At 38.3% G+C, this 25,139-nt stretch carries 20 protein-coding genes and 1 tRNA gene; all 21 read left to right on the top strand.

The features are described from left to right. The first annotated feature begins 17 nt into the window (after window positions 1-17). Window positions 18-386: a 50S ribosomal protein L18 gene (rplR, locus tag QME58_00295; GenBank protein ID MDI6802273.1), complete on the top strand. Its 369-nt coding sequence runs from the start codon at window positions 18-20 to the stop codon at window positions 384-386. Between the two features lie 35 nt (window positions 387-421). Further along, window positions 422-492 (top strand) — tRNA-Gln (locus QME58_00290). A 42-nt stretch (window positions 493-534) separates the two neighbouring features. Then, the gene (gene rpsE / locus QME58_00285; GenBank protein MDI6802272.1) at window positions 535-1,062 is read left to right on the top strand and encodes a 30S ribosomal protein S5; all 528 of its coding nucleotides are present in this window, start codon (window positions 535-537) and stop codon (window positions 1,060-1,062) included. 8 nt (window positions 1,063-1,070) lie between these two features. Further along, window positions 1,071-1,262 (top strand): 50S ribosomal protein L30, encoded by a 192-nt coding sequence (rpmD, locus tag QME58_00280; GenBank protein MDI6802271.1) that lies wholly within the window; start codon window positions 1,071-1,073, stop codon window positions 1,260-1,262. A gap of 7 nt (window positions 1,263-1,269) precedes the next feature. Further along, window positions 1,270-1,746 carry a 50S ribosomal protein L15 gene (gene rplO, locus QME58_00275; GenBank protein ID MDI6802270.1) on the top strand — a complete coding sequence of 159 codons (477 nt, stop codon included), beginning with the start codon at window positions 1,270-1,272 and terminating at the stop codon, window positions 1,744-1,746. Between the two features lie 2 nt (window positions 1,747-1,748). After that, entirely contained in the window at window positions 1,749-3,086 is a 1,338-nt protein-coding gene (gene secY / locus QME58_00270; protein ID MDI6802269.1) for a preprotein translocase subunit SecY, read from the top strand. 20 nt (window positions 3,087-3,106) lie between these two features. Further along, window positions 3,107-3,871 (top strand): type I methionyl aminopeptidase, encoded by a 765-nt coding sequence (gene map / locus QME58_00265; protein MDI6802268.1) that lies wholly within the window; start codon window positions 3,107-3,109, stop codon window positions 3,869-3,871. A gap of 4 nt (window positions 3,872-3,875) precedes the next feature. Then, complete coding sequence (gene infA, locus QME58_00260) at window positions 3,876-4,094, top strand: translation initiation factor IF-1 (GenBank protein ID MDI6802267.1); 219 nt, start codon at window positions 3,876-3,878, stop codon at window positions 4,092-4,094. 11 nt (window positions 4,095-4,105) lie between these two features. Then, window positions 4,106-4,222, top strand: coding sequence for a 50S ribosomal protein L36 (gene rpmJ, locus QME58_00255; protein MDI6802266.1), 117 nt, complete (start codon window positions 4,106-4,108; stop codon window positions 4,220-4,222). A 23-nt stretch (window positions 4,223-4,245) separates the two neighbouring features. Beyond that, the gene (gene rpsM / locus QME58_00250) at window positions 4,246-4,629 is read left to right on the top strand and encodes a 30S ribosomal protein S13 (GenBank protein MDI6802265.1); all 384 of its coding nucleotides are present in this window, start codon (window positions 4,246-4,248) and stop codon (window positions 4,627-4,629) included. Between the two features lie 43 nt (window positions 4,630-4,672). Continuing rightward, window positions 4,673-5,068 carry a 30S ribosomal protein S11 gene (gene rpsK, locus QME58_00245; protein MDI6802264.1) on the top strand — a complete coding sequence of 132 codons (396 nt, stop codon included), beginning with the start codon at window positions 4,673-4,675 and terminating at the stop codon, window positions 5,066-5,068. Between the two features lie 36 nt (window positions 5,069-5,104). After that, window positions 5,105-5,734, top strand: a complete 630-nt coding sequence (gene rpsD, locus QME58_00240) for a 30S ribosomal protein S4 (protein MDI6802263.1) — start codon at window positions 5,105-5,107, stop codon at window positions 5,732-5,734. A 44-nt stretch (window positions 5,735-5,778) separates the two neighbouring features. Beyond that, the gene (locus QME58_00235) at window positions 5,779-6,765 is read left to right on the top strand and encodes a DNA-directed RNA polymerase subunit alpha (GenBank protein ID MDI6802262.1); all 987 of its coding nucleotides are present in this window, start codon (window positions 5,779-5,781) and stop codon (window positions 6,763-6,765) included. Between the two features lie 13 nt (window positions 6,766-6,778). Continuing rightward, complete coding sequence (rplQ, locus tag QME58_00230) at window positions 6,779-7,270, top strand: 50S ribosomal protein L17 (GenBank protein ID MDI6802261.1); 492 nt, start codon at window positions 6,779-6,781, stop codon at window positions 7,268-7,270. 10 nt (window positions 7,271-7,280) lie between these two features. Continuing rightward, on the top strand, window positions 7,281-7,901 hold the full coding sequence (gene yihA / locus QME58_00225; protein MDI6802260.1) for a ribosome biogenesis GTP-binding protein YihA/YsxC: 621 nt from the start codon (window positions 7,281-7,283) through the stop codon (window positions 7,899-7,901). 271 nt (window positions 7,902-8,172) lie between these two features. After that, entirely contained in the window at window positions 8,173-11,136 is a 2,964-nt protein-coding gene (locus QME58_00220; GenBank protein ID MDI6802259.1) for a TonB-dependent receptor, read from the top strand. A 38-nt stretch (window positions 11,137-11,174) separates the two neighbouring features. Next, window positions 11,175-14,630: a T9SS type A sorting domain-containing protein gene (locus tag QME58_00215; protein MDI6802258.1), complete on the top strand. Its 3,456-nt coding sequence runs from the start codon at window positions 11,175-11,177 to the stop codon at window positions 14,628-14,630. A 31-nt stretch (window positions 14,631-14,661) separates the two neighbouring features. Then, window positions 14,662-15,708, top strand: coding sequence for a PorV/PorQ family protein (locus QME58_00210; protein ID MDI6802257.1), 1,047 nt, complete (start codon window positions 14,662-14,664; stop codon window positions 15,706-15,708). Window positions 15,709-15,932: 224 nt separating this feature from the next. Further along, complete coding sequence (locus tag QME58_00205; GenBank protein ID MDI6802256.1) at window positions 15,933-18,242, top strand: hypothetical protein; 2,310 nt, start codon at window positions 15,933-15,935, stop codon at window positions 18,240-18,242. A gap of 255 nt (window positions 18,243-18,497) precedes the next feature. Then, complete coding sequence (locus tag QME58_00200; protein ID MDI6802255.1) at window positions 18,498-21,620, top strand: TonB-dependent receptor; 3,123 nt, start codon at window positions 18,498-18,500, stop codon at window positions 21,618-21,620. Between the two features lie 26 nt (window positions 21,621-21,646). After that, a complete protein-coding gene (locus QME58_00195) occupies window positions 21,647-25,135 on the top strand; it encodes a hypothetical protein (GenBank protein ID MDI6802254.1) in 3,489 nt (1,162 codons plus the stop codon). Window positions 25,136-25,139 lie beyond the last annotated feature (4 nt).

Here is a 25,139-nt window from a genome sequence, read left to right as displayed (position 1 = left end):
ATTAGGAAAATTGAGATATGATAAATAAAGCAAAATTTAAAAACCGCGACCGCATTCGTAAACATATTCGTAAAAATATTTCCGGAACTACTGAGTGTCCGCGATTATCGGTTTATCGTAGTCTGAAGCATATTTACGCTCAACTCATCGATGATACTAAGGGCAATACTATAGTATTTGTATCAACCCGGTCGAAAGATTTACAAGATTCGATTAAAGAAATAAAGAGTAAAACTGAACTAGCAAAGTTAGTCGGAATTCATCTTGCAAAGAAAGCAATAGAAAATAAAATTCAAACTGTTGTATTTGATAGAGGCGGATTCCGATATCATGGTAATGTTAAAGCGATAGCTGATGGTGCCCGAGAGGGTGGATTGAAATTCTAAGAATGAAATCTTGAACCTTCCTGTTGCTGTCAAATTGCCGGGTAGTCTAATGGCAGGACAGCGGCCTTTGGAGCCGTACGTGGAGGTTCGAATCCTCCCCCGGCAGCAGAAAGTATGAATACAATAAAAATTTTAAACATATGGAGTAATAAATTTGGCACGAATTAAAACAAGTGAACTTGAACTAAAAGATAAAATAGTTCATATCAATCGCGTAGCAAAAGTTGTAAAAGGCGGACGCCGTTTCAGCTTTAATGCGATCGTTGTTGTAGGCGACGGAAATGGTCACGTTGGTGTCGGACTCGGTAAAGCCAATGAAGTCAGTGATGCCATCGCAAAAGGAATTGATGACGCAAAAAAGAATGTGGTAAAAGTGAAAATCGTTAAAGGAACAATTCCACATCCTATTATTGCTAAATACGGCGCTGCAAAAGTTCTGCTAAAACCAGCTTCTCCCGGCACAGGTTTGATTGCTGGTGGGGGGGTTCGTGCAGTATTGGAATCAGCCGGTGTCAAAGACGTGTTAACAAAATCGCTCGGCTCATCTAATCCTCACAACGTTGTGAAAGCAACTTTAGTAGGATTGTTAAGTTTGTCGGATGCACAACAGATTGCTTCACGGCGAGGCATATCACATCAGGAATTGTTTCAAAATGAACCGAACGTAAATGATTAGGAATTGTTATGACTCAAAAGAAAATTAAAATAACACAAGTTTATAGCATAATCGACACACTCGAAGCTCATAAACGTACTATAAAAGCTTTAGGATTAGGGAAACCCAATCATTCAGTTATCAAAACCGAGACACCTCAAATAAGAGGAATGATTAACAAAGTAATACATCTTATAAAAGTAGAAGAAATTAAAGAATAATACGCATATGGCAAAAGCATTATTATCGAATTTAAAATACAACGAAGGCTCACGCAAAAAACGAAAACGTATCGGTCGTGGTCAAGGATCAGGACACGGCGGAACTGCAACCAAAGGACACAAGGGACAAAAATCACGTTCCGGTGTAAGCTACCGTCCATGGTTCGAAGGCGGACAGATGCCGCTATCACGGCGTGTTCCTAAGTTTGGTTTTACAAACATATCAAGAGTTGAATTTCAAGTTGTAAACGTTCAAAATTTAGAAACTCTTGCCGCAACCGGAAAATTTCCTGATGGTTTAGTTAATCCAGAAATTTTACATAACATCGGAGCAGTTTCAAAAAAAACACTTCCTGTTAAAATTTTAGGTACCGGCGAATTAAAATCTAAATTAGATGTTACAGCACACGCCTTCAGCGCTACAGCGAACAAGAAAATTGAATCGGCTGGGGGAAAATCATTAACCATTTCTTTTAATAAGTAAAAATGGCAAAGATCAGCGAAAGTTTCCGAAATATCTTTAAAATTCAAGAACTTAGGCAGCGAATTATATTTACTGCTATAATTCTAATTGTAGTTCGTATCGGTGCGCACATTACACTTCCCGGTGTCGATGCTGCAGCACTCGCCGAAGCAGTTCGCAATCAATCAGCAAATACTCTTTTTGGTTTGTACGATATGTTTGTAGGTGGTGCCTTCGAGAATGCTGCAATATTTGCTCTTGGTATCATGCCTTACATAAGTGCCTCTATTATTATTCAATTGTTGGGTGCTGTAGTTCCTTACTTCCAAAAACTTTCGAAAGAAGGCGAAGAAGGCAGGAAAAAAATCACGCAGATTACTCGGTACGGAACTGTTTTAGTTTCTATCCTCCAAGGATGGGGAGTGAGTGTCCGGTTAATTAATATGCAAGCCGCCGGAGTTTCAATCGTGCCGCCTGAAGTTCAAGGCATAGGTTTTATGGTCAGCACAATTATTGTACTAACTTCTGGTACTATATTTATGATGTGGCTTGGCGAACAAATTACCGAACGGGGGATAGGCAATGGAATATCGCTAATTATCTTTATCGGAATTATTGCTCGTTTGCCTCACGCAATTTTAGATGAATATCAGTTAGTAAGTTCAGGTGCCCGCAGCATAATTATCGAAATCGTAATTATCGCTGCAATGGTTGCAATAATTGCCGGTGTTATTTTTATGACTCAAGGAACACGACGCATCCCTGTTCAATATGCGAAAAGAGTTATCGGTAGAAAAATTTATGGCGGTGTTACTCAATACATACCGATGCGTGTAAATACAGCAGGTGTTATGCCTATAATTTTCGCTCAGTCGATTATGTTTATTCCGAGTACGATACTTACTTTTTTCCCTGAAAGCGAATTTATGGGAAGTATAGCTTCGTATTTTCAATACGATTCTTATTTTTATTCCTTTGTTTTTGGTTTGATAATTGTATTCTTCACATATTTTTATACAGCTATTGCTTTTAATCCTAAAGATGTAGCCGAAACTATGCAGAAGCAAGGTGGATTTATTCCCGGCATTCGACCTGGCAAAAATACATCCGATTTTGTTGATAATATTCTTACAAAAATTACTTTACCGGGTTCATTTTTCTTAGCTTTCGTTGCTATCTTACCAACCTTTATGATGAAGTTAGGTGTTACAGGTTCGTTCGCAAGCTTTTTCGGCGGCACAAGTCTTTTAATTATTGTAGGTGTTGGTTTAGATACTCTGCAACAAGTTGAATCGCACTTGTTAATGCGGCACTACGATGGTTTCTTGAAAAAAGGTCATCTAAAAGGACGTCGTGGCTAGGATATATTTTAATTGATGATATGACGAGGATTTTGATTAAGACGAAATCAGAAATTGAATTGATGCGTGAAAGTTGCAGGATTGTTGCTGAAGTTTTAAAGTTGTTAGAAATTTCAATAAAACCCGGCGTTACTACAAAAGAATTAGATATTATAGCAGAAGATTATATTCGTTCACAAAATGCTGAACCGGCATTCAAAGGATACGGCGCCGATAAGAAAAATTTGTATCCGGCTACATTATGCACTTCGGTTGAAGACGAAGTTGTTCACGGAATTCCAGGCGATCGTAAATTGATTGAAGGTGAAATAATTTCGATAGATGTTGGTGTGAAGAAAAATAATTACTACGGCGACGGTGCTAAGTCGTTCGCAGTCGGTAAAATATCCGACGAAAAAAAACGATTGTTGGAAATCACTGAACAATCGTTGTATAAAGGAATTGAGAAAGCGTTGAACGGAAATCGGGTCTTCGATATATCTTCAGCGGTTCAAAAGCATGTTGAAGAAGCAGGATTTTCGGTTGTTCGCGATTTGGTCGGACACGGTATTGGCAGAAGTTTACACGAAGAACCTCAGATCCCAAATTTCGGACAAGCCGGCACCGGCGAGTCGCTTAAAAGCGGAATGACTTTGGCGATTGAGCCAATGGTAAATTATGGTGCATATAAGGTACGATTTAATTCTGATGGTTGGACTGTAAAAACATTAGATGGTAAGCCGTCGGCACATTTTGAACATACGGTATATATAACTGATTCAGAACCGGAAATTTTAACTAAGTAAATAAATGGCTAAACAAGGTCCAATAAAAATGGATGGAACAATAATCGAAACGCTGCCAAATGCAATGTTCAGAGTTCGATTAGAGAACAATCATGAAATTATTGCACACGTTTCAGGAAAAATGCGTATGAATTTTATTAAAATACTTGTTGGCGATAAAGTTACTGTCGAATTATCCCCTTACGATTTAACCAAGGGGCGAATTACGTATAGATATAAATAAGGAGATAAAAAATGAAAGTTCGTTCATCTGTAAAAAAATTATGCGAAAATTGCAAGATTGTCAGACGTAAAGGTTATGTTTACGTTATATGTAAAAAAAATCCAAAGCACAAACAACGTCAAGGTTAATTTAATTACGAAAGGAATAAGAAGTGGCTCGTATAGCAGGTATTGATTTACCCAAAAATAAGAGAGCTGAGATCGGCTTAACATACATATTCGGAATCGGTCTATCTACTGCCCAACAGATACTAACAAAAGCCGGTGTTGACTTCGGCAAACGAATAAGTGAGTTATCGGACGATGAAGTGGCAAAGATACGTTCAATTATTACCTCGGATATAAAAGTAGAGGGGGCACTCCGCAGTGAAGTCCAAATGAATATCAAACGTTTGATGGATATTGGCTCATACCGCGGACTTCGACACAGAAAAGGATTACCGGTACGTGGACAAAGAACAAAAACTAATTCGCGTACGCGTAAAGGTAAACGTAAAACTGTTGCCGGAAAGAAGAAAGTGGCAGCTAAGAAGTAATTTGATATATCAATAATGAAATAAAAAGAATTGGAGTTTATAAATGGCAAATGTTACAACAGCAGCAGCTAAAAAGAAGAAACGCCAGCAAGTTGATGTTAGCGGAAAAGTTTTTGTTAAAGCAACATTCAATAATGTACTCGTTACAATTACTGACATATACGGTAATACAATAAGTTCATCTTCTGCCGGTAAAAACGGGTTCAAAGGTTCACGTAAGAATACTCCCTTTGCCGCTCAGGTTACTGCCGAAGCTGCAGCAAAAGAAGCATACGCTTTAGGATTAAGAAAAGTGGAAGTTTTTGTTAAAGGACCCGGTTCCGGTCGCGAAGCTGCAATGCGTTCTTTGCAAACAGTTGGGTTGGAAATTAGTGCGATACGGGATATTACTCCCATTCCGCATAACGGCTGTCGTCCGCCAAAGCGCCGTAGAGTTTAATAAAGTAAAATAAAAGAAAGAAGGTTATACAAAAGCATGGCAAGATATTTAGAATCGAGCTGTAGATTATGCAGAAGAGAACGACAAAAATTGTTTTTAAAGGGAACAAAGTGTTTCACCGAAAAATGTCCGGTTGACAAACGAAGCTACCCGCCCGGACAGCACGGTCAATCACGTCGTCAAAAAATTTCGGTTTATGGAGTTCAACTTCGCGAAAAACAAAAAGTTCGCCGCATGTATGGTTTGATGGAAACTCAATTCCATAATTATTTCTTAAAAGCATTAAAACAAACAGGACGAACAAGCGAAATTCTTGTCAAGACACTCGAACGCCGCTTCGATAACGTAGTTTACCGACTTGGGTTTGCTCCTTCTCGTAAAACTGCTCGCCAATTAGTAACTCATCGACATTTTATGATCAACAACAAAGTCGTGAACATTCCATCATACCTGCTTGGTCCCGGCGACGTTATTCAAGTGAGAGAAAACAGCAAAAAATTAGATATCATTCACTTATCTTTAAAACGTATGCGCGATAATGCTATGTTACCGTGGTTAGTTCTTGATAAAGGGGCAATGACAGGAACTTTTCTGAATCACCCGGAACGAGCCGATATTCCACTTAATGCAAACGAACAGCTCATTGTTGAATTGTATTCTAAATAGCAATGAGACTGATATAATTATGAATTTGATAATAGGAGAGATTTATGAATATTAATTCATCGAACTTACATATGCCTGAAAAGCTTGAAGTGGATGCACCTTCTTTCACCAATACTTACGGAAAATTTATTCTTCAACCGCTTGAAAAAGGGTATGGCGTAACGTTAGGAAATACAATGCGCCGGGTACTTTTGTCGTCACTAACTGGCGCTGCTTTTAATGCTATTCAGATAAAAGGTGTGTTACACGAGTTTTCAACTATCGAAGGGATAAAAGAAGATGTTTCAGAACTGATTTTAAATTTGAAATCAGTGCGGCTGAAATTATTGGATAATAATGCTACAAAAATTTCTCTGTATTTCGAAGGACCCAAACAAATAACAGCAGCAGATATACAGAAAGCAAACGACGATATTGAAATATTAAATTTAAACCAGCAGATCGCAACACTCGATAAAGGAGCTGAATTAGATATCGACTTGTATGTTGGTCATGGACGTGGTTTTGTTCCTGCCGAAGAGTATGTTCCGGACGATCAAATAATGGGCGTTATACCTGTCGATGCCATTTATTCTCCGATCGTTAATGTTCGTTTTACAATTGAACCAACAAGAGTAGGACAACAAACAGACTTCGAAAAATTAATTTTAGAGGTTCAAACAGATGGCTCAATCGCACCTGATGATGCAATGACACAGGCAGCAAAAATACTACGCGAACATATACAATTATTTATTAATTACGAAGGTGAATCCGGTATTGAGTCAAACGGAACACAATCGGAAGCTGAAATTGCCAGAATCAGAGAAATTTTAAAAACTCCAGTTGACGATCTCGAACTTTCAGTGCGATCGCATAATGTTCTTCTTTCGGGTGATATACATACATTAGGCGACCTTGTGCGTTGTGATATTCCGGAGCTTCTTAAATTTCGAAATTTTGGCAGAAAATCGTTGTCGGAACTTACAGAAATTATTGAAGAATACGGACTGACTTTCGGCATGGATGTAGATAAATATTTAAACGAATAAACAGGAAGAATTTATGCGACATAGAAAATCTGGTAGAAAATTAAAACGAACAGCAAGCCATAGAAAAGCTTTGCTCATCTCTTTATCTACAGCTTTATTAAAAAATAAGAGAATTACAACAACATTGACAAAGGCTAAAGAAGCTCGCCCTTACGTAGAGAAATTAATAACTCGCGCAAAAAATGCAATTGCTACTGAAGAAACAGGCACACCGAAAAATGTGCACGCAAGAAGAGAAATTGCACGCTTCATTAAAGATAGAGAAGTTGTTACTGAACTCTTCGGAGAAATTGCACCGAAAGTTGCTACACGTCCTGGTGGATATACACGAATTATTAAACTCGGACACCGTTTAGGCGATGCCGCACAAATGGGCTTACTTGAACTCGTTGATTATGGATTAGGTAAAGAAACAACGAAACCAACCGAAAAAACAAAATCAGTTAAGCGAGGTTGGAAAAAATCGGAAAAGAAGGTAGCAACTACACAAACAAAATCGGAATAAAATAATTCAGATAGATTTCAAAGAGCACAAAGTTAATCAAGCAGAATTAAAATATGTTGTAGCCGCTGTCGAGGGTAACAAAAAATATTCATTCCCAAAAATCGAAGAACCACTTGTTGTTTTTATCGGTAGATCAAACGTTGGGAAATCATCTCTTATAAATTCACTACTTAAACTAAAAATTGCCCGCACTAGCAACGAACCAGGTAAGACACGGCAAATAAATTATTATTTAATCAACAACGAATTTTATTTTGTTGATTTACCCGGTTACGGTTATGCAAAAGTATCGGGCAAAGAGTCTGCAGAATGGAAAAGCATGATGGATAGTTTTTTTAGTTCTGATTTGAACATAAAATTAGGGATACTAATAATAGATGCGAGGCGTGAACCACTTGATTCCGATAAAACCATGAATGAATATTTAAACTCTTTAAATATTCCATATTTTTTAATTTTAAACAAAATTGATAAATTAACACAAAACGAGCGGGCTAAACAGATGAAAACTTATCAAATGCTGATGGGCAAATTTTGTCAGGAGCTCCTACCATATTCAGCATTAATAGGGAAGGGAAGCAGCGAATTATTGGGTAAAGTTCAAAATCAACTCAAAAACAGCTTTATTTAGTCATTTTGAGTGGTCTCTGGAACATTTTTCGTCAGTCGAATGTATGGAATATCCAATGGGCACCTGATTTATATATAAAAAAAAGCTTTTGTTTAATAAAACACTTGACATATACATTTTAATTCATTATATTTTCCGTGAAGTTTGTTGATAACAGGTTTTATCAATATTCAAGTTGTTTTTTGTAATACATTTAGTTCAAATAATTCACATTACATGTTACTATGTTTTTAACTCAACAATCAACTTATAACATAAGGAGGTTAAAATCATGATTAAAAAATTACTAGCTTTATTTCTCACTATTCTATTAGTAACAGTTGTTACATCTGCACAAGATGGTAAGTTACGTGGTATCATCACCGATAAAACTAACGGTGAGCCCCTGATTGGTGCAACAGTGTCTCTCGAAGGCACTATGATGGGTGCAGCAAGCGATATCAATGGTGAGTTTTTTATTTTAAGTGTTCCACCCGGAACATATAGCATAAAGGCATCCTATGTCGGTTATGCTACAGTTACAATCTCAAACGTTCGTGTCCTCTCGAATTTTACTACTACTCAAAATTTTCAACTTCTAAGCGAAGCTGTTCAAGTTGATGCAGTAGATATTTTTGCCGAACGTCCGCTTATTCAACGAAACACAACCAACACAGTCCGAGTTACAACACAGGAAGATATCAGAAATCTTCCTATCCGTGGACTTGAAAATATTTTGAGTCTGCAAGCTGGAGTAGTAGATCAAGATAATCTACTTTATGTGCGCGGTGGACGTTCAGGCGAAATTGCATATTTTGTTGATGGCGCTTCTACAACAAATCCTATTACCAATGCACAAACTTTTTCGGTAATTCAGGAAGCTATTGAAGAACTTCAGTTGCAAGCCGGTGGTTATACTGCAGAATTTGGCGGTGCAAACTCTGGTATCGCACGAACTACTCTACGAACAGGACAAAGCAGCTACAAAGGCTCGGTCGATTTCCTAACCGATAACCTTGCTAAACCCGGTGCCGACTATCTTGGTTCATCATCGTTTGGTTACACAAATATGGTGGCTACGATTAGCGGTCCTGCGGTGAAAAATTTAAAATTTTTCGTAGCTGGTCAACATCAATTTATTAGAAATCGCAGCCTAAGGTTCATCGAACCTTTCAGTTTCAAAAATATTGTTACGGATATTAACGATGAAGCGCCCGGTAGATCGCTCCCTGGTCCGATCGAATTCAAGAAGAATTATGTCCCGGGCAATTGGTTGCAAAATTACTCAGGGCAGGGTAACCTGAATTATGAGTTACAATCAATGAAGTTCAAACTATCCGGAAGTTACACATACGATAAATCGCCATTCGATAACAGATGGCCCGTCGCTTTAACCCGGTATTTCAACAAGCGGTCGCGTATCGATCACAACACAACCGGATTTGCAAATTTCAGATTTACTCATGTTGTTAATCCAAAAACTTACTACGAAGTAGCACTCTCTTACCAGAATCGATACTTCAGGCGTGTTGATCCTGATTTTGGTGACGACTGGAAATCATATACCGATAGTACTAAAAATGCTGAATTAGGTTACACTGGATTCCGACGCCCTTACGCAGGTCCACTACCTTATAACATAATTAATGCATTTTTGATGACACACGAAAATGCACCCAATAATTCTTACTTTAAAAACCAACAAACATCTTACGGTTTTGCAGGCGACCTAACTTCTCAACTTACATCTAATTGGGAAATAAAATTCGGTACCAGATTAGATTCATGGATCGCCCGCAATTATGCAGTAGGTAATATTCAGAATGCTATGGAGTATCTCTACGGTACGGACGGAAGAACACCCCGAACCTTCGCTGATGATTATGAAAGACGCGTCCGATTATCTAAAGCAGGAACTATCAATCATTATGGCTACGATGTTGATGGTAATGAGGCAAGTTCGGGATTCGATGCACCACGAAAGCCACTTTTTGCATCAGCTTATTTACAAAATAAATTAGAATATCAGGACATTATTCTTAATTTGGGTCTCCGTTACGAATACTTCGATACGAAGAATAAAACGTTCAAAGATCCTCTACAACCCGATTTCAATACTGATTTAGATGTAATAGATGAAGAAAAATTAGAGGAGGCGAAACCGTTTAATCTGGTGTTACCTCGTGTTAGTTTTTCATTTCCTGTTACCGATGTAACAGTATTCTATGCGATGTACGGAAAATACGCACAGATGCCATCTTTGAATCAACTGTACATTGGAAACACAACTCTCAGCCGTACAGTCAGTCCGATAACTCGTGGAAATGCATTCTTAACTCCAGTTGGATACCTGATGATACCCGAAAGAACAACTCAATACGAGATGGGTATTCGTCAAACGTTATCTGATAATTTTGCATTTACAGTTAGCGGATTTTACAAAGACATAAAAGACCAATTACAGGTTCGTTCGTACGTTAATGAAGCTGGTAGTAAATTGTTCACTGCATACTTGAACGATGATTTTGGAACAATAAAGGGGTTGGAATTAACGCTTGAGCTACGTCGTACTAACCGATTAGCTTCAAAGTTTAATTACACATTATCCGATGCCCGCGGAACAGGTTCGAATTCACGCTCTTCATTCGGAGCTGTTGAACAAAACATTGGACGTCCGACAAGCTTCATAAACCCGCTCGATTTTAACCAAACTCATTCAGGCACATTGTTGCTCGATTACAGATTTGCTAAAGGCGATGGTGGTCCAATATTAGAACAAATGGGTGTCAATATGATACTCTCGTTCAATAGCGGACATGCATATACTAAAATAAAAGAGTTGAAAGAAATCGGACAAGCAGACGTTTGGAACGTCGGTGTTGAACCTCTGAACGATGCTCGTGCAAGCTTCCCGACCGAACCACTCAACAGTTCGACCACTCCTTGGGTATATAATATCGACCTCAACTTTAGTAAAAAATTCAACCTTGGTGTAATCGATGCTGAATTATATGTAAATATTATTAATTTACTCAACACAAAGGACATATTGAACGTATATCCAACAACCGGAACTGCCCAGGACGATGGCTGGTTAGGTAATCCATCGGCAACACCATTCCACCAAATTCCTAACTACACCGATTTCTATAAAGCCATTAATTCACAGAACCGTTGGGCTTATATGGTGGCTACCGGAAACGATTTGTTCGGTACGCCGCGTCAGGTTCGTTTTGGTTTACGACTTGAAATATAATATAAACATAACTCAAAATTAAAAAGGAGTTGCTAAAAATGAACATAAAAAAATTAAAATTACTATCAATACTTGTTGTGGTCTTCGGCTTTTTATGCTCTACTGTTTTTGGCGCTGGTATTCCAGATAAAAATAATCGCCAAAAAGATATGTCGTTGATGAAACCAACAGGTACGCCCCTTTACCAAATTCTGAATATTAATAATATCACAACTTGGATGCGGGCAGACGGACAACAAAACCATTCACCCACGGGTGATGACGGTTCATATTTTCCACGTGGAACAAAATGGGTAATTTATCAGGACGGTTTTGTATGGGGTGGAAAAGCTTATACAGATTCTGGCTTAACTACACCTGCACCAACACAACTTATCCGTGTTGGCGGTCAAACTTATAACATTGGTACGCGTGCTGGTCGTATCATTGGTACAGGTGCATCGGCTGTAGCTCAATCTCCTGCTGATCCTGATGTTCGTATTTATAGAGTCCGGAGGGATTACGCCCAGATGGATATGCAAGAACTGATACGAGATGCCTCCGAATCTTTTGAAATTCCGGTATCCAGTGTAACAAAATCACAAACCGATCAAATTACGAATCAATACGCGAAAGATTGGGATGAGTGGCCCGTAGCTTATGGAGCCCCGTACATCGAAAGAAACGGCACAGCGGGTTACCAAAAGCCCAAACCGTTTAATTATGATGTTACAAAAGGTGCAATCTTTAATACTGATTCTCTTATAGCACACAATTATGATGAGCCGGGACTTGCTGGAGCTGATCCAAATTCACCGGCAGATCAGGTTATTTGGACAGTAATCAACGACCTCGATCGAAGCGCATCTACAGGTTTATTTGGTTCAGAGCCATTAGGGCTTGAGGCACAAATTACGTTGTGGGGTTATAAACGTACCGATGCTATGGGTAATTTATACTTCAAGAAAATTAAGTTCATAAACAAAGGTGGTGTTGATATCGGTGGAGGAGTGAAAGGATCGTTTTATATCGATAGTATGTTCTTCGCCCAATGGTCTGACCCTGATTTAGGGTCGTATGGTGACGATTTATGCGGAGTAGATATGAATCTCTTCCCACCTGTTACCGGTAAACCACTTAGTTTAGGTTACGTTTATAATGGTAATGCGATTGATGCAGAATTTAAAAAATTCGGTCTCCAACCACCCGCCGTTGGATACGATTTTTTACAAGGTCCATTAGTCTCCGGTCTCCCAACAGATTCTGGTGTTTTCAACCTCAAGAGGGTATATGGGAAGAAAAATATGCCGATGACTTCTTTTGCATATTTCTCTGCAGGTAGTGGTATTAGCGATCCACCGTTTAATTATGAAGGTGGTTTAAGATGGTGGAGAATGTTGCAAGGTTATGTGCCTGATGCTTCCACAGCACGTTGGAGGTTATATCCTCATCCAACAGGAGTTCCTGAAACTAAATTCCCCCTCAATGGGGATCCTGTGCGGAAAACAGGTTTTATTGACGGTTTAGGTACAGAATGGTCGTTGATACCTGGTGATCGCCGAATTGTTTTAAATACCGGTCCATTTACACTTGCACCCGGAGATACTCAAGAAGTTGTTGTTGGGACAGTAGCTGGTTTAGGTGCCGATAGGTTATCAAGCATAAATGTGATGAAATTTTATGATCAATTTGTCCAAACAACATACGATGCTCTCTTCCAGGTAACACCTTCACCGCCACCACCCGCTGTCAAAATCGCAGAACTCGATGGCGAAATTGTTCTGGAATGGGGTAGTAATCTTTCAGCAGTCGATAAGACCGAAAATACAATTAGCCAACCAGGTGAGTTTGTATTCGAAGGTTATAACGTTTATCAATTACCAAGGCGATCAGCAAGTTTAGCCGAAGCAAAACGGCTTACCACTTTCGATTTAGAAACAGAGCCGACAGTAATTCTCGACCGAAAATTCGATGTTAGTTCGGGTGAAATATTATTGTTGCCAGTTCAATTTGGTTCTAATAGCGGAATAACTCGTTATTTTCGATTTAATCGAGATCACATATTAGATATCGATAAATTAAATAATGGTCAGGAATATTATTTAGCAGTAACTGCTTATAGCCGGTCAACAGTTACCGACTTTTTACCAACTGCACTTGAATCAAGTCCAATAATATATACTGTCCGTCCGCACTCCACAAATCCCGGAACCCGATTCCCCTCAGCGTACGGTGACTTGGTAACTGTTACAAAGACTGGCGGCTCGGGTGATGCGACTGTTGTTGCAAAGGTGATCGACCCGACGGCACTGAAAACTGCAACATACGACATCGGATGGGTCATTGACACGGTTGCGGGTTCACCGGTCCGATCATGGACCGTTCACGAGGGAACGACGCAACGGGCAAAGCAGACGAACATTTCCGGTGATGAAAACTATATTATCTTTGATGGTATGCAGGTGAACGTGTCCAAACTCACATACAGTCCGCCTATAACCATCCTTTCGCATGCACAGACCGTGCCCCCAACGGGCGGTTTATTATCCCTGTGGGGTGATTATACAGTCTTCGGTGGTGTGACAGGACTTTACAAGTCATCGATGGTAGGCGCAGACATTCCCCCGGATCCAGTATTGACAGACATGCAAGCCGACCTTGAAATTCGCTTCACAGGAAACGATGCGAGTGGTCTGAGTAACAACGATGCACCTATCACTACGGGTGGTCAATGGACAACGCAGTGGCAGCGCACCTCATTCGGTTTACAAACAGTCACTGAAACAAGCCACTTGAATGTGCAGATGCGTTCATCTTTTGAACTTTGGGATATTGAAAACAACCGTCAGCTCAACTATGCTCTGATTAATCGTAATGCCGATGGTCGTGCGCCCTATACCAACTTCGTTGGTGATCCAAACACGGCTGGTCAGGAACCGCGTTACCGCATGACAGGTCGCGATTACATCGTGGTAATTTACACCCCATACGATGCAGCCACGGCACAGACCACAAGAATGTTCCCGAACGATCAGAAAATCGGCTGGCTGCTCTTTTTCGAACAGGGTGGCACATCGAAGTGGAAGAATGGCGATGTGTATAAGGTGAAGTTTGCCAACCCGATCGTTGCCGGTACAGACATGTATCAGTTCACGACTACCGCACCGACATTTTCGGATGCACTTGCTAAAATCGATGCACAAAAAGTTGGCGTGTATCCAAATCCTTATTATGCTTTCAATCCTGCCGAAACAAACCGGTTTGTTAGGTTTGTAACATTCAACAAATTACCTGCGAAAGCAACAATAAGAATATTCAACTTGGCTGGTCAATTAGTGCGAACTCTCACAAAAGAGGACCCTTCACAGTTCTTTAAATGGGATCTTAATAATGAGCATAATTTTCCAGTGGCAAGCGGTATTTACATAGCTCACGTCGATATGCCTGACGTAGGGGTTACCAAGATTGTAAAGGTAGCTATAATTCAAGAACAAGAAGTTCCAGATGTATTCTAAGGCTAAAATAATATTAAAAGGAGAATGAAATATGAAAAATAAATATTTATATACCGCCTTTTTAATATGCCTTGTAATTTTAGTTGTTTTTAATTTTACTGAGGCTCAAAATAAAAGGATAGGCACTGCGGCAGCCAATGAATTACTAATTCCCGTGGGTGCTCGCGATTTTGCAATGGGTGGTGCCACCATCTCAAACACTTCAGGAGTCGAAGCAATACACTGGAATCCTGCCGGTCTCAGCTTGATAAAGTATGGGGCTGAAGGGATGTTCTCTTCCATGAGTTATTTGGGAGATATCGGTGTTAGCTACGGCGGCGTGGGTGTTTCGTTTGGTGATTTCGGTGTTGTTGGGTTAACTATAAAATCGCTTTCTTTCGGCGATATTCCACTCACAACAAACGAAGACCCTGAAGGACTTTTAGGAAGAGTATATTCACCAACCTATTTTACTTTAGGTCTCACTTACTCGAAATCACTGACCGATGCTGTTGCGGCGGGTATTACAGCTAAAATGATCTCTGAGCGAATCGACCGTGTTTCAGCAAGCGGTGTCGCTTTTGATTTTGGTGTAATGTATCGCAACTTGGCTCATATTTCCGGTTTGAATATGGGTGTTACGGTTAAAAACATCGGTTCGCAAATGGCATTTGATGGAACAGGATTGTACCGCAGTGCAACTTCAAGCGAGGGCTACAGACCTGAACAAAGATACAAAACTCAAGCAGCAAGCTTTGAACTCCCATCCTCAATTGAGATTGGACTTGCTTATGTTAGCACATTTCAAGAAAATGTACATTTTAGCTTGAACAGTACTTTCATAAATAACAATTTATACTTGGACGAATATAAACTTGGAGGTGAAATTGGTTATTATCTAAGTGGTCTTAAATTGTTCGGAAGAGCCGGTATGGGTATGGTTCCACAAGCTGAAAAAGATGCAAACATTTTCGGCGGTACATTCGGCGCTGGTATTGCTTATTCTGCACCCGGTGTTGATATTATTGTCGATTACGCATACAGACAAACCGATTTCTTTGACGGGAATAATGTATTATCCATTAAACTTGGTTTTTAATTAATTCCCAAATGTAACACGTTTAAAAGGCTGACTTTTTTTAAGTCAGCCTTTTTTTTACATTATTTACTGAAGTTACGCAAAAGAGTCATTCTGAACGAAGTGAAGAATCTGAAACCTCAAATTCAGGCTATTTTTAGATGTTTCGCTTCGCTCAACATGACAAAAAGTCAATCCTGCGTAACTTCAGTTATTTATAAATTATAATCTTCGAAAATAATAGTATGTCGAATAGTGTATCAATTTTTGTTTTACTTCTAATTGCTAATATCTTGGCAAGCGGTTCTGTCTTTCCGAATAATAAACCAGACGATGAATTATATCAAAGCTGCATCGATATAAAATCGGGTTTAAATGTGCTAAATATTTCTTTAAAACCGGGATACGAAGATTTCTCAGCACTTGCATATTATCGGTTTGGGCAAGGAGCAAAAATAATGAGCGCCTATATCACTAACGGTGAATGCACTGAAGCCGATTCGAGCTATTATTATCCTCACCAGATTGCCGCTAAATTAAAACATGAAAGCTTTACCGCAATATCATCGCTGAAAGGAGAAACTTACTATCTCTCGTTTCCCGAAATAATTTCAGCTTCAAATGATGAAAAAATATATTCGCTTTGGAATGAAGACTCTTTAAAAAATAGACTATATAAACTAATATCAACTTTTAAACCCGACGTAATCCTATTGTCCCGAGATTGGTATTTCGAAAGTAAAAATCTTTCCTTGAATATACTCGTAAAAACCATTAAAGAAGTGATAATTGATGTTGGGGATTGGAAAGTATCACGTTTTTATTATGATGACCCATCAAGAAAAGGAATCAAAATTCCTGTCGATACAAAAGATACAAGGCACAAAAAATCGTATCGCAAAATTGGTGAAGATGCAATGAAACATTACAACTCAATTTCACTACAATTAGAAAAATTAAAGAGCCGGAGTGTCCCAAGTTACTCTTTAATATTTCCTTCAAAGACTAAAAAACTGAATAATATAATTGCCGATCTACCAAGTTATGATACGAACAAGCTGAAGAATATTAAGAAGGATATTGACTTATTAGCAGTGTCGGTATTGAAAAACCAAAAATATGTAAAAGAAAATAACAAAAATATTGACATATTAAAATATTTATCAAAATTATCGGATTCTGTAAATACGCAGTTATCATACAGGATGAATTTATCTCAAGCCGAATACAAAATATTCTTGAATTGGAAAATAAATTTAGATAAAATTAGGAATTCATTATTAGGTGTAAAACTATATTATACAATCAGCGAAACAATTTTAACAAACCGCCAATTAACTATCTTGCGGGTAGACTCTATATCTGGTTTATCTAAAAATGGGACTACAGAACTATTCTTCCCTGGCGGTGATGAGGATTGGGTTATCAACGAAAGTACTGAAAAGAGGCACCCTTTAATGTTAGGGGAGGAGTATCGCATTTTATCTCCTGCAAATCTTGTGTATAGTTATCCTTACGAAATTTATAATTTAGATAAAACCTATCTCAAAAATCAGTTTTATTTTTTTGTTATTCAATCCGCAAATGTTAAGGAAGAAAATTTTGTTTATAAGCAGATGATATATTTCGATTATTCACCTCGCTTTACTGTCGAGATATTAACCCCAGTTGTATTTGCTTCGTTAGCTAACGGAGATAATGAAAAATTTGTCTTTCGACTAACGAATCATACGAGAGATGGAATAGCAGACTATGTTACAGTATCCGATGCCGCATTAGTAAGTTCCGATACTATAAATGTAAAGCTTAGTTATAAGGGGGCAGAGTATTTAGATACATTGAATTTATTTTTTAAACGGGGGATTCAGATTGGCGACAACCTCTTGAAATTAAAAATCGGTGAGGAACCTGTAGCTAATTTTGTTGCACGCAGATATGATGTTTCTGTTGATCGCACGAAAAAAGTTGGACTGATTTCTTCGCAGACGAATTCGATAACTAAATTAACATTACAAAGACTTAATGTAAAATTTATAGAACTCAAAGACATGAATTTATTACAAACCTATGCAAATAAATTAGATGTAATAATTATTGATAGAAATATAAATCTAACAGATAATTCGAAATCTTTTTTAAATAATATTGAGACTTTTGTAGCTGCCGGAGGAAAACTCATTGTGTTATCTCAGGATAAAAGTTTTTGGGATTCATCGTTTTTATTACGAGATATAAAATTAACCCGGTCGTTCAGTTTTGATGAACACTCATCTGTCGAAAGAGATTCAAACCATAGAATATTAAATATCCCTAATAAAATAACCGATGAGGATTTCGAAAATTGGATATACACTCGAACATCAAATGAAGTAAGTATTACTTCAACAAAAGAAATAGAATTTCCGATAATATCATCAATCAATAAAACACCACTTCTAGTAACCAAAAAGTATGAAAAAGGAACGATTATGTATGTAAATATGGCAATACAATACCAATTATTGAATATACAGGAGGGGGCTTATAAGTTATTAGCGAATCTGATCTCGTTTTAAAGGTGAATCCGGATTGAAAAAAGGCACCTTTTCTGTTTCTTCTGCTGTGTTTATAATTTTCAAAATATAATCAATGATTACTTGACAAACATTGGGATATTCCTTATATTCAGTTAGAATTTTTGCATTAAACTATAATTTATTGTTGTTTATATCGGTTATTAGTAAATACCTATGCCGATCTATTGTTATCCCTTATAAATTAAATTTCAGAAAAAATTAAAATGTTAAATTTATCCTATATTAGGAGGAGTTATGATTATTAAAAAGTTACTATTTCTTTTTATTTTGATCTTTATAGTTGTATCCATAAGCTTTGCTCAAACAACAGGTAAGTTAAATGGTAAAATTATCGATAAAGAATCGCGCGAAGCTCTCATCGGTGTTAACGTAATGCTCGAAGGCACAACGATTGGAACTGTTACCGATCTAGATGGAAATTACTTAATGTTAAATGTTCCTGTCGGTACTTACAATTTAATTGTGCGATACGTAGGATACCGAGAGGTTACGGTAAAAAACCTAAAAGCGATGGTGAGCTTCACGACAACTCAAAACATAGAGATGAGTTCCGAAGCTGTAGAACTAAAGGAAGTCGTGATTTCAGCCGAGCGTCCCATAATACCCAAAGACCAGACCGGAACTATCCGAGTAGTAACCTCAGAGCAAATTCAATTAATGCCGGTTCGTGGTATCCGAGAAATGGCAGCCACTACGGCAGGTGTCGTGCAGGGTGAAAGAGGCGGCGAACTTAATATACGCGGCGGTCGTTCAGAAGAAACTGGTTATATTGTAGATGGTGTTTGGACGAATAATCCATTAACAGGCGGTTCATCTGCTTTTGTCAGCCAAAGAGCAATACAAGAAATGATAGTTATGACTGGCGGATACAGTGCCGAATACGGAAACGTGATGAGTGGTATTGTTAACGTCTCTACTAAATCTGGTAAACCAAATTATTTTGGTAGTTTCGAATATGTAACAGATGGATTTTTGGGGGATGGAGTAAAAGGGTGGAGGAATAATGGATACCAATTATATAATTTAGCATTCGGCGGTCCGGTTATTCCTTCAAATAAAAATATTTTACAATTCTTTGGTTCTTTTGAATATACATTCAACAGGGATGCAAATCCAAGTTACAACTCTGAAAGACTAAGAGAGCTTTCTAATAGTATTTGGCCAAAATTTAAGGCAGTAACAGTAAATTATATTCAAGAAGATCTTCAAAGACTACCCAAATTGCCGAGTGAACAAATTGATCAACGAGCTAAAGAATTATTATTAGATCAACCGAATTGGAATTTAGCCCGCCCTGGGCAAATGCCCGATGGTGCTTCGCTCCGTCTTGCTTGGAACGAAAAATTAACTGCTAATTTAGGTGATTTCCGAATTAACTTAGGCGGAATCTCATCAAGAACATGGGCACGTTCAAGAGTTTTCAGTTACACATTGATGAATGCGTTCCACAATCCGATGACAAATTCAGTTAACGACCAATACACTATGCGAGTTACCTGGGCACCGCAACCAAAAACATTTTTCGAAGCTCAGGGAAGTTATTTCTATACTTATTTTGATTACATGGATCCTGTCCATGAAGATAGAGTATTCGATTATGGGGATCCTGCAAAAAATCCCCTCTTCTTCAATTACTTTCCTCCCGGGGTAGATTCCAGCAAGTTGAGAGCATCAAGAATTCCGATGGATACATATTTAGGAATATTTGCTTATCCAGGTCGGGTATATAATGGATATGGATTTAATAAAACAACATTTTGGCAATTTAATGCAAACATAACACATCAATTGGGTGAACACGAAATTAAATTAGGTGGAGAATATAAAATCCATCAATTGCGTGCTTATGCAATAGGACCTCTTAGTTTAGCGTTACTTCGTCCTGGTATAATTGATACATTACGGAATGGATGGTACGATAAATTAACTCCAGCTCAAAAATCTTACGTCCTAAAAGAATACGCCTCACGTTATATTAATACTTATGGTTATGATTATTTCGGTCGGGAAGTAAATTATGACGGATATAAAAAGAGTGAACGGAGTGAAGGTCCCAAAGAACCTGTTTTCAGTGCTCTGTATTTACAAGATAAAATGGAGTACCAAGATTTCATAGTAAACGCCGGACTCAGATTTGATTATTGGGACTCTAACACTGATGTATTAAAAGATTTATACGATGTCGCTAATAGTAAAAATACTACACAATATGGGTCGCCAGAAAACTTTAAGCGATTATTTCCAAACAAACCAGTTCCGACAGACGGTTGGGGAAATCCAAACAAAATTGAAGACGACAGTTTTGAAGAATCAAAGCCATTTCTGATATTCAGCCCACGTTTAGGTTTTTCATTTCCCGTCTCTGAAAGGATGGTATTTTTTGCTCAATATGGGACATTCGCACAGATGCCCCCACTTTCGAACCTTTACATGAGTTCTGATAGGTTACGCGAATGGTATTTAGCACCCGGCTATTTTTCAATAAATAATCCGAGATTACGTCCTCAAAAAACTACTCAATACGAATTAGGTATTCGTCAGCAATTAGGGGAGGTAGCAAGCTTAAATGTTACAGCATACTACAAAGAAATTACTGGTCTTATTCAATTAGGTTTCATCGAATCACGTTGGAACAATACGACCTTCTCAACTCTTCAAAATGGCGATTACTCCACGGTCCGTGGATTTGACCTCACATTTGATTCAAGACGTTGGAATAATTTAGCTGCTTCTGTAAACTATACTTTGTCGTATGCAACAGGTACAGGTTCCGATCCAGGTACGTTAGGCATAATTCTTTGGTTGAATGCAAGGGCTCCAAAATTTGAATCGCCACTCGATTTCGATCAGCGTCACACAATCGCCGCTACGTTAGATTACCGCTTCGGGAAAACTGATAATGTATTTTTAAGTCAACTCGGTATGAATTTCTTATTCAGAAGTAACAGCGGTAGGCCCTATACACTAAATGATCCAAGTATTCCGCCAACCGACTCACGAATAAAGCCTCAATCAACAATTAACGCTAATTACAGTGGCTGGAATTTTAGGTTCGATTACCGGATTGATAAAACATTCGAATTACCTATTTCCAATATGAGGTTGAATACTTATATATTAATTTTGAATTTGCTGGACAGAAAAAATATTGCTAGCGTATGGGCTGGTTCAGGTCAACCTGATCAAACTGGATATACTCAAACGCCGGAATTCAACGCAACAATCCGGAGAATGATAGAACAAGATAGAGCTGATGAAGTTCCTGTTTTTACTGGAATATATAATATGTTCGAGATGCAACCGGGCTATGTAGGTGCACCTCGACAAGTCAGATTCGGACTTATTTTAGAATTTTAATCAAAATTTTTAAGGAGTTTATTAATATGAAAATAAAATTTTTATTGGTGTTCCTATTCACTTTGTCACTCTCAACGGGGTATTCATTAGATATCGAATCTTCCAGAAAAGCTGCTCTAGGACCACACAAGCCAATGATTATCGACAGGAAAGCTATGGATATTAATACCATTAATGCTTGGTTTCGAAATGATGGTGAGTTTTATAGCGACCATAAAACTACTGGTCCTGGTTTTGAGTGGCCTAAAGGGAGTAAAGTTCACGCTATTTTTTCTTCATCAATGTGGATTGGAGCCAGAGTAGTTAACCCAGATGACACAACAAAAAAGGATATCAGGGTTGCTACAGTCGGTCATTTTGGTTCCGAGTTTCGTCCTGGTATAATTTTACCAGATGGTGTCGCGGACGATTTTACCCGCTCCAAATATCGATATTATCAAGTGCGGCCTAACGAAGATTCTCCTCACACGAATGCTGATTATGCGGAATGGCCTGCTCAAGATGGGGCTCCTTTTCACGATGTTGACAAAGATGGTATATATAATCCAAACGTAGATAAACCAGCATTAATTTGGGGAAACGACATAGTTTATCCGGATGTGTTGATGTTCGCAGTTTACAATGATGCTGAAGAAGCTTATCATAGTTGGATTTGGGGACGAAGTCTACCTTTAGGTGCTGAAATCCGACAAACATCTTGGGCTTATAATCGTGCAGGCCCCTTCGGTCAAATGCAATTTATGCGTTTTGAAGTTATTAATAAAAGTAGCTCTCCATGGGATTCTGCTTATTTAGTAGTATGGTCTGATCCGGATTTAGGAGATGCTTTTGATGATGCTTCTGGCGTCGATACAACAATCTTCAATCCTAAAACAAATGAAAAACGGAATTTAGGTTTTGTCTATAATGGTACTAATACTGATCCCGTTTATGGAACTGCTCCTCCGGCTGTAGGATATAAATATTTTCAAGGACCTCGTTTTAAAACTGGTGTGTTAACTGATACTGCTAAATGGTCGGGGAATTTGATACCAGGTTATAAAAATTTGAATTTAAGTGGTTTTAATTTCTATTGTAACCCTACACAAGGGGGATGCACGAATCCTGATTGGTACGATCCGTGGTTATTTTTGCAATCGTACAATGTTATGCAAGGTCTAACTCGATCCGGAAGACGATGGGTATGTAACGGCGATACAACTTATTTTATGTTCGCAGGAGATCCTGTTGCGAACACAGGCTGTCTCTATTCAAGCTTACTGGAACCATCTGACGTTAGATTCACGATGCCTGCTGGTCCATTTACAATTATGCCGGGTGATACACAACAAGTCGTAATCGGTGTAATTGTCGCCAGAGGTTCGAATAACTTAAATAGTATCAAGGTCTTACGTACCTATGCTGATATGTCCCAAACTTTATTCAACAATAATTTCAAATTACCTCCAGCTCCACCAAGCCCCCAGGTTGAACATAGCTATGTTGATGGAAAAATTATTCTATCGTGGGATAAAGATAAAAAATCCCAAAATTTTATAAACTATGATGAGAAGTTTTTTAATACTACCTGGAAATTTAATTCATTTACTATTTATCAAACTAATGATCCTCTTTTAAGACCTAATGCACGTACTGAAAAACTCGGAACATACTATGTAAAAGGCGATTCATCGGAACTGAAAGATTTCGTTACATTCCCGGGTGTGTCCGACCCCGTGCTTGCCATTATTTGGGAAGGGGATTTTGAAGGTATTATTGACCGTCTTGTTTTGAAAGAGGACAAAATCACTTCTAAACCGTTTGTACCGGGCAGACCATATCATTTCATTATTACTGCCTCAGCAAGGGATACAAGTTATAACGTTACGGATACGGCAAGACTTAAAGACCTAAGCGGTTTGATTTTATTAGAATCACCGAAAAAAGTAATTACAATTATTCCAAAAAATCCGGTTCTAGGAACTGAATTCCCGAGTGGTAATGATCATGGTTCAATTGTGCCACATAATAAGTGGAACTCAGCTATAAATTATGACGATGCGGTTCAAGTAAAAGTTGTTGATCCGTGGCGCACTGAAAATAAGAAGTATCGTATAACATTCAGGGGAGGTAATCCAGCCAATACATTAGATGTATCTTCATGGTCGTTACTCGAATTGAATTCTAATAATGAAGTCATTGATACAGTAATTGCAAATTATACTGACTTTAGTGGTGGCGGTAACTATCCGACGGTGTCTAACGTTATGCCAGTTGTTCAGCAACTTCCGATTGGAGTTCGTAGAATGTATCAATCTCCCTCGGGTTTTTCTTATAAAGGAAAACGATGGTTTTATGGTGTAAGAGGAAGGGCAATGGACGATTCACTTTCTGCAATGTTTATCTCAGTAACACCACGAGTAATAGCACCACGAACTGGTGTAGTAACTTTTCCAACAACTGGTAAATATACTAATTTAACTTCAAACTTACGACCTGATAGTTTAAGACGGGTCGAAATTCGTTTTTCAAAAACAAATACACAAAAAGCGTATAGATATGTTAACGGTTTTGAGTTAAGACCGATAAGAGGTCCCATTCATCCAGAATTCAATCCTTATTTAGTAGACTCAACAGGTTTTGGTTATTTATATCAAGATTACCAGAAATTTAGAATGGGGATTCAGGACAGTGGTTATGTTGTACCCTTTACTGTTTGGGAAATTGACTCGATTTATGGAGATGGAAAACCACGACAATTGGATGTAGCTATTGTCGAAAGAAATGACTCTATGCGTGTTCTCAGGAAAGATATTTATGGAAGAGATAGCATTGTTTATGTATACAGAGGCAAAATTGATGCTAGATGGGATCCTTCCCCATTTACGACTGAAAATCACGGAGACGGTGATGAAATAATTTTGGTTTTCCGTTCCACTTATTCTGATTCTGCCAAGCCAGAGTACACAAAACCAAATGTTGATTATAAGGGGAGAGAGTTCGGAAATTTACCTTTAATGTATGTAGTAGGAATGCGCAAGCTAACTTCGCAATCAAATTTTGCTGATGGAGATGTTATAGCCATCAGGCCCAATTATGCATTGAATACAAATAAAGTTTTTGAATTTGAAGTCAAACCCCCTAAAGTAGGAATTTCAGAGATCGCAAAACAACGCGATGAGATGCGTAAAATTAAAATTGTCCCAAATCCGTACTATGCCTCGCATCAATTGCAGGCTGATCCATTCGATAGTTATGTAACCTTTACCAATCTTCCACCCAGAGCTAAGATAAGAGTTTTTAATTTAGCTGGCGATATGGTAGCAGTTGTAAATCACGACTACCAAGACCAAATGGATAATAGTTCTACTCGCTGGGACCTCAAAAATCATGCAAATATTCCTGTAGCAAGCGGGATGTATATCGCACACATCGAAGGTTTCGGATTTGATGAGCATGGAAGGGAAGTAAAAATCGGTGAAAAGGTGTTGAAGTTTGCCATATTCATACAAGAAGAACGACTTGACACATTCTAAAATG

The organism is Bacteroidota bacterium, from assembly GCA_030017895.1.
In the GTDB taxonomy this organism is placed as follows: Bacteria; Bacteroidota; Ignavibacteria; order UBA10030; family BY39; genus JASEGV01.
The sequence above is the reverse complement of the archived record's forward strand: the minus strand, read 5'-3'. Positions and strand labels throughout refer to the sequence as shown.

Bases quoted from the DNA above. Each gene is read 5' to 3' on its own strand.
- rpsD (MDI6802263.1), top strand. From the start codon at position 5,105: ATGGCAAGATATTTAGAATCGAGCTGTAGATTATGCAGAAGAGAACGA.
- QME58_00235 (MDI6802262.1), top strand. From the start codon at position 5,779: ATGAATATTAATTCATCGAACTTACATATGCCTGAAAAGCTTGAAGTG.
- rpsK (MDI6802264.1), top strand. From the start codon at position 4,673: ATGGCAAATGTTACAACAGCAGCAGCTAAAAAGAAGAAACGCCAGCAA.
- QME58_00215 (MDI6802258.1), top strand. From the start codon at position 11,175: ATGAACATAAAAAAATTAAAATTACTATCAATACTTGTTGTGGTCTTC.
- QME58_00195 (MDI6802254.1), top strand. From the start codon at position 21,647: ATGAAAATAAAATTTTTATTGGTGTTCCTATTCACTTTGTCACTCTCA.
- rplQ (MDI6802261.1), top strand. From the start codon at position 6,779: ATGCGACATAGAAAATCTGGTAGAAAATTAAAACGAACAGCAAGCCAT.
- rplR (MDI6802273.1), top strand. From the start codon at position 18: ATGATAAATAAAGCAAAATTTAAAAACCGCGACCGCATTCGTAAACAT.
- rpmD (MDI6802271.1), top strand. From the start codon at position 1,071: ATGACTCAAAAGAAAATTAAAATAACACAAGTTTATAGCATAATCGAC.
- map (MDI6802268.1), top strand. From the start codon at position 3,107: ATGACGAGGATTTTGATTAAGACGAAATCAGAAATTGAATTGATGCGT.
- infA (MDI6802267.1), top strand. From the start codon at position 3,876: ATGGCTAAACAAGGTCCAATAAAAATGGATGGAACAATAATCGAAACG.
- QME58_00200 (MDI6802255.1), top strand. From the start codon at position 18,498: ATGATTATTAAAAAGTTACTATTTCTTTTTATTTTGATCTTTATAGTT.
- secY (MDI6802269.1), top strand. From the start codon at position 1,749: ATGGCAAAGATCAGCGAAAGTTTCCGAAATATCTTTAAAATTCAAGAA.
- QME58_00220 (MDI6802259.1), top strand. From the start codon at position 8,173: ATGATTAAAAAATTACTAGCTTTATTTCTCACTATTCTATTAGTAACA.
- rpmJ (MDI6802266.1), top strand. From the start codon at position 4,106: ATGAAAGTTCGTTCATCTGTAAAAAAATTATGCGAAAATTGCAAGATT.
- rplO (MDI6802270.1), top strand. From the start codon at position 1,270: ATGGCAAAAGCATTATTATCGAATTTAAAATACAACGAAGGCTCACGC.
- QME58_00205 (MDI6802256.1), top strand. From the start codon at position 15,933: ATGTCGAATAGTGTATCAATTTTTGTTTTACTTCTAATTGCTAATATC.
- QME58_00210 (MDI6802257.1), top strand. From the start codon at position 14,662: ATGAAAAATAAATATTTATATACCGCCTTTTTAATATGCCTTGTAATT.